Source organism: Mesorhizobium sp. M7A.F.Ca.US.006.04.2.1 (assembly GCF_004022915.1).
Taxonomy (GTDB): Bacteria; Pseudomonadota; Alphaproteobacteria; order Rhizobiales; family Rhizobiaceae; genus Mesorhizobium; species Mesorhizobium ciceri.
Window position 1 is genome coordinate 1 of the sequence record NZ_RZQA01000905.1, and the last position, 2,431, is coordinate 2,431.

Below are 2,431 nucleotides of genomic sequence, written 5' to 3' on the forward strand. Positions count from 1 at the left end.
GGTGACAATGGTGCCGCTGGTGCTGATGCTGCGGCGCGGTGCCCCGGCGGCGGCCGTCGCGGGTTCGCCCGGAAGCCGGTCGGTGCAGCCGATCTCGCTGTCGCCGGCGGCCTTGCAGGTGCTGCTGGTCGTCGCCGGGCTCGGCTGCTGCGTGTCGATGTCGATGCCGCAAGTGCATATCGTCGCCTATTGCATGGACCTTGGCTACGGCGTCGCACATGGCGCCGACATGCTGTCGATCATGATGGCGGGCGGCGTCGTCAGCCGGCTGGCGTCCGGCTTCCTCGCCGACCGTATCGGCGCCGTGTGGACATTGATGATCGGCTCGGTCCTGCAGTGCCTGTCGCTGCTGTTCTACATCCCGTTCGACGGGCTTGCCTCGCTCTATGTGGTGTCACTGGTGTTCGGCTTGTCGCAGGGCGGCATCGTGCCTTGCTACGCGATCATCGTGCGCGATTATATGCCGGCCAGAGAGGCCGGCCAGCGTATCGGCATCGTCATGATGGCGACCATCTTCGGCATGGCGATCGGCGGCTGGATGTCGGGCTGGATCTACGATTTGACCGGCTCTTATGCGGCTGCGTTCCTGAACGGCATTGCCTGGAATATTTTGAATATACTGGCGATCGTTCTGTTATTGTGGCGGTCGCGGCGATCATTGACGGTTGCAGCTTAAGCCTTATTCCGGGCGCACAAAATGCATCTCGATCTTCACGGTAAGCCCATTCTTCTAACAATAGCGGTGTGGGCCTGCGCCGCGGGATGCCTCGCAGGCGCCGCCGCAATTTTCTATTCGATTATCCTGGTGCTCGGCAGAACCGGAGCGCTTGTAGACACTACTGAGGAAAGATCACTTGGTTGGAGCGAGCGAGCCGGCCGCAGGAATAGCCGTTTCAACAGATTTCTTGTTGCTGACGAATTCCGATCGCTTCGCAAGCTCCTGTTTGGAGCATGGGCCGGATTTTTAGTCTCGTTTGGTCTTCTTTCTCTGCTGATTTTTCTCTTTGGGGAGCGGACATTGACCTAGCGTCGAGAAGGAAGCGCGCGGATAAATATCCCACTTTGACAACATATGACGGCTGCGGGCGCGATGGCTTCCGATCTGTATCTTGCGAGGACTCGATTTTGACCAAGCCGCGCACGCGCCGGGGCGGCGGCCGCCCGACCATCGCGGATGTCGCGCGCAAGGCCGGCGTCGGCGCCATCACCGTGTCGCGCGCCCTGCGCGAGCCGGAGCGTGTGTCCGAAGAGCTGCGCCGCCAGATCCAGGCCGCCGTCGACGAACTGGGCTACGTGCCGGACCCGAATGCCCGGGCGCTGGCCTCGGCGCGCGCCGAGGTGTTCGGCGTGCTGGTGCCGTCGCTTACCAACAACGTCTTCGCCGAGGTGGTGCGCGGCATCTATGACAGCCTGTCGGCCAGCCCGTTCCGCATCCAGCTTGGCAACACCCACTATTCCGGCCTCGAGGAAGAGCGGCTGCTGCAGCTGTTCGGTTCGCAACGGCCAGCGGCGCTGATCGTCGCCGGCATCGATCAGACGCCGGCTTCGCGAAAGCTGCTGGAAAGTGCCGGCTGCCCTGTGGTGCAGGTGATGGAAACCGGTCCCGATCCGGTCGACATGATGGTCGGCTTCTCGCATCTCGATGGCGGGAGGGCGGCGACCGAGCATCTGATCGAGGCCGGCTATCGCCGCATCGGCTTCATCGGCGCGCGCATGGATCCGCGTTCGCAGCGGCGCCTTGCCGGCTATCGCGCGGCGATGGAGGCCGCGGGCCTGTTCGACCCGCGCCTCGTCACCACCACGCCGGTGCTGTCCAGCGTGTCGCTCGGCCGCGAGATGTTCCGCGACGCGCTGGCCAAGGTGCCGACACTCGACGGGGTGTTCTGCAACAATGACGACATCGCGCTCGGCGTCTTGTTCGAATGCCATCGCGCCTCGATCGCGGTGCCGAAGACGATCGGCATCGTCGGTTTCAACGATCTCGACATGATGCAGGTGGCGTTTCCTTCGGTCACCAGCATCCGCACCCATCGTTATGAGATCGGCCGGCGTGCCGTCGCCATGGCGCTTGCTGCGATCGCCGGCAAAAGACCGGAGCAACGGATCGTAGACCTCGGTTTCGAGCTCAAGCGCCGCGAGAGCACGGCGCGTTGAAACGCACAGAAGCGACTGTGCGAATGCCGGTTTACACGCCAATTTGGTAGCGCTACCATCTCCTACAGGCAGGTGCATGAACGACAGGTCGCACCTGTTTATTATACATAAGCGACAACTAATACTTGTTTATTATGGATAATATGATAGTTTTCGCCCCGCTGGCGGCGACAAGGGAGGTACCGGGTCGGCCATCACGGGCGGCCGAGGAAGCGCATGGCAAGGCGGGAGGTGCCGGTCCATCGCGCGAAAAATTCGCATTGCGAAACGAACAATC

General features: G+C 62.3%; 3 protein-coding genes. All 3 read left to right on the top strand.

Going from position 1 to position 2,431, the window contains the following annotated elements; genetic code table 11:
• The coding region (locus EN925_RS31970; RefSeq protein ID WP_164894532.1) for an MFS transporter at positions 1-676 on the top strand (676 nt) is incomplete at its 5' end.
• Between the two features lie 21 nt (positions 677-697).
• Positions 698-1,027: a hypothetical protein gene (locus EN925_RS31975; RefSeq protein ID WP_063168517.1), complete on the top strand. Its 330-nt coding sequence runs from the start codon at positions 698-700 to the stop codon at positions 1,025-1,027.
• Positions 1,028-1,125: 98 nt separating this feature from the next.
• Positions 1,126-2,154, top strand: coding sequence for a LacI family DNA-binding transcriptional regulator (locus tag EN925_RS31980; protein WP_024501536.1), 1,029 nt, complete (start codon positions 1,126-1,128; stop codon positions 2,152-2,154).
• The last annotated feature ends 277 nt before the right edge of the window (positions 2,155-2,431 follow it).

Bases quoted from the DNA above. Each gene is read 5' to 3' on its own strand.
- EN925_RS31975 (WP_063168517.1), top strand. From the start codon at position 698: ATGCATCTCGATCTTCACGGTAAGCCCATTCTTCTAACAATAGCGGTG.